The organism is Martinezella lusitana, assembly GCF_016901135.1.
In the GTDB taxonomy this organism is placed as follows: domain Bacteria; phylum Pseudomonadota; class Alphaproteobacteria; order Rhizobiales; family Rhizobiaceae; genus Rhizobium; species Rhizobium lusitanum_D.
On the sequence record NZ_JAFEVL010000016.1, the window covers coordinates 1 to 2,643 of the forward strand.

The following is a 2,643-nucleotide window of genomic DNA, read 5'->3' on the forward strand; positions in this document are numbered from 1 at the left end:
GATCGGGACGTCGTCCTGATCGGGTGTCGCCAGCCGGATTCCATAGCACAACTCTCCTCTCCGACTCGGAATCGCATTCAGGTTTCGACGGTGGCCGGTTGGATCGCCGGCGCTCCTGACATGGCGAGATAGGCGCCACTCAGCATGACGATGATGCCAATCACATCCGTCACGGTGACCTGTTCTGCGAAGAAAGCAGCGCCCAGGGCGACGGCAATCACGGGCGACACGAAAGCATAACTGCCGGCGCGGGATGCGCCAATGTCCCGCAGCAGGCGCATGAAGGTCGTGTAGCCGATCAGCGAGCCGAAGATCACAAGGAAGAACCAACCCAGCCAGGCGAACGTGCCCCAATTGCCAGAGAGGGCGGAAATAGCCCCCGGCTCAAAAGCCAAGGCGGCGATCAGGAGCACAATGCCACCGACGAGTGTCGTCACGCCTGCGACGAACAAGGCCGGATAGGCTCGCAGGAGTGGACGGGCGAGCACTGAGCCGCAGCCATAAGTGAACGCCGCGGACGCGACCGCCAAGCCACCCCAGATGCTCGCTCCAGAGAACGCTTCGGACGTAGGCGAACTCGTGTTTGGAGAAGTCGGCCAGAACAGGACGATCAATCCAGAGACCCCCAGAGCGATCGCAAGAATCCTTCGCACATCCAACTTTTCCTCATTGAGAAGGAGAGCGAAAACGAGGAGTGCGATCGGGGTGAGCGACATTTCCAGAACGGCAGCAGTCCCGGAATCGATATATTGCATGCCCCAGAACAGCGGGCCATAGCAGAGCGTGATCATCAGGATGCTGACAGCGGCGAAACGAAAGCCGTCTTGGATCTTGAACCTAGCTCTTTCGCCTCTTGTCGAGGCGTAAAGAAGGAGCAACACGCCGGCAGCAGTAAATCGTGTGCCGGCAAACAGGAGAGGCGGCACGGCCTCAATGCCTGCCTTGGTTCCGATCCAGGTGCTTCCCCAGATTGCGCATAACATCAGGAAGCGCAGCTGATTTTTGTTGACGCCGGCGAACATGGGGTTTCCGATCATGTAACGGGTAAAAATTATTTATACCGTTACAACTCGCTCTTGTCCAAATCGTTCCGCGATCCGATATTCAGTTCATGAACATGCAAAAGACGATCAACGATATCAGCCTTCTTGGCGGCCATCCGGCGCTCGACTTCGTCAACACCGTCGACAGCCGCGGGGAGCGTTGGGGTCCGGATTTCCTGAATAGCTACGACGACCTCGTGGCTTGGGCTCGGCGCCTCGATCTGATCGACAACAAGGAACGCGACATCTTGCTCTTCAAGGCTGGCAAATCGGCCTCTGCAGCTGCGGACGAACTAGGCAGGGCCAAGGAATTGCGGGAGGCGCTATGCCGCCTGTTCCTGTCTGAAGTTGATGAAGGCCCGATCAGCCAGGACGATCTCGATCTCGTTGCCGACATGGCCCGACGTTCACAGTCGCAACAAACACTGAGCCGCATTGCCGGAAATATCGAGTGGCGCCGTGCGGACGCCAAAGACTTGGATACGATTTGCAACCGTGTCGCTCAGTCAGCCGCCGAGCTGCTGACGTCGCAAAACGGACGCCGCCCTGTGCGAGCGTGCCAAGGTCCAAATTGCGGGTGGCTTTTTCTGGACCAGTCTCGTGGTGGTCACCGGCGGTGGTGCTCCGACAAGACCTGCGGATCGCATGCAAGGGTACGCAAATTCCGGGCTGTGCAGGCAGATTGAAACGGCACTCAGCTACTACCAACCCGTCGAAATATTTCCACGCCCGAAGATATTGAGCCTGAGGTTGTCCTCCAAGGTATTCACAGGTCCGTTCGAGCGCGGCCCGGCGGCGTGTCGTGCAGACGGCTCCACGCCCGCCGGAACTGGCGCGCCGAGGAGAAGCCGATACGTTCGGCGACGCTCTCCATATCCAATCTCGATCCGATGATGAGTTCCCGCGCCAACGCGATTCGCATACGGTTCACGTAGTCCGTCACGCTCATCCCAGTGTGCTCGCTGAAGAGCCGGGACAGGTGGCGAAAGCTGCGGATCCGCACCGGCCCGGCGCAGATAGACAACGAGATTACGCGCGACCGCAAGTACCACGGCATGGCCGATCTCAGTCGCAATGACGGCGAGCATGAGGTCAATCCCCGCCGTCACACCGGCGCTGGTCAGCCGTTCGCCATCCTCGACGTAGAGCCGGTTTTCACGCACTATTGCAGTCGGAGCGAGGCAAACGAGTTCCGGAAGCAGGGCATGATGGGTGGTGCATTCGTGGCCTTCAAGCAGGCCCGCACGTGCGGCCAGCAACGCACCGGAACAGATCGTTGCCAGCCGGATGCCCGGTGTCGTTTGGCACGTAACCGTAAGAATGCGGCCGTTCCGGCGAGCTACGGCACTTAATGTGAGATTCTTTAGAGCGATTTTCGGCGCGTAACTCCTTCAGATCCGGCAATAACCTTTTGTGATATTTGCGATTTTCTGATGAAGATCCGCCGAAGACAGTCATTTTACTCATGGCGGCGGTTCTCACATTAAGTGCCGAAATCCAAAAGAAAATCTCACATTAACTGCCCAATCTCACTTTAAGTGCCGGGCTATCTTATTGAAACTATTGCAGAGAGAGTCTTACGATTAACTGCCAAACGACA

At 57.8% G+C, this 2,643-nt stretch carries 2 protein-coding genes and 1 pseudogene; 1 reads left to right on the top strand and 2 read right to left on the bottom strand.

Annotation, left to right across the window (positions count from 1 at the left end; genetic code table 11):
* Positions 1-77 precede the first annotated feature (77 nt).
* A complete protein-coding gene (locus JTP94_RS06440) occupies positions 78-1,022 on the bottom strand; it encodes a DMT family transporter (RefSeq protein ID WP_204849713.1) in 945 nt (314 codons plus the stop codon).
* A gap of 89 nt (positions 1,023-1,111) precedes the next feature.
* On the opposite strand from JTP94_RS06440, the gene JTP94_RS06445 reads away from it, so the two are divergent.
* Complete coding sequence (locus JTP94_RS06445) at positions 1,112-1,729, top strand: ABATE domain-containing protein (protein WP_204849714.1); 618 nt, start codon at positions 1,112-1,114, stop codon at positions 1,727-1,729.
* Between the two features lie 80 nt (positions 1,730-1,809).
* Here JTP94_RS06445 and JTP94_RS06450 read toward each other — a convergent pair.
* Positions 1,810-2,338: pseudogene (locus tag JTP94_RS06450) on the bottom strand (helix-turn-helix domain-containing protein); the annotation flags it as partial.
* Positions 2,339-2,643 lie beyond the last annotated feature (305 nt).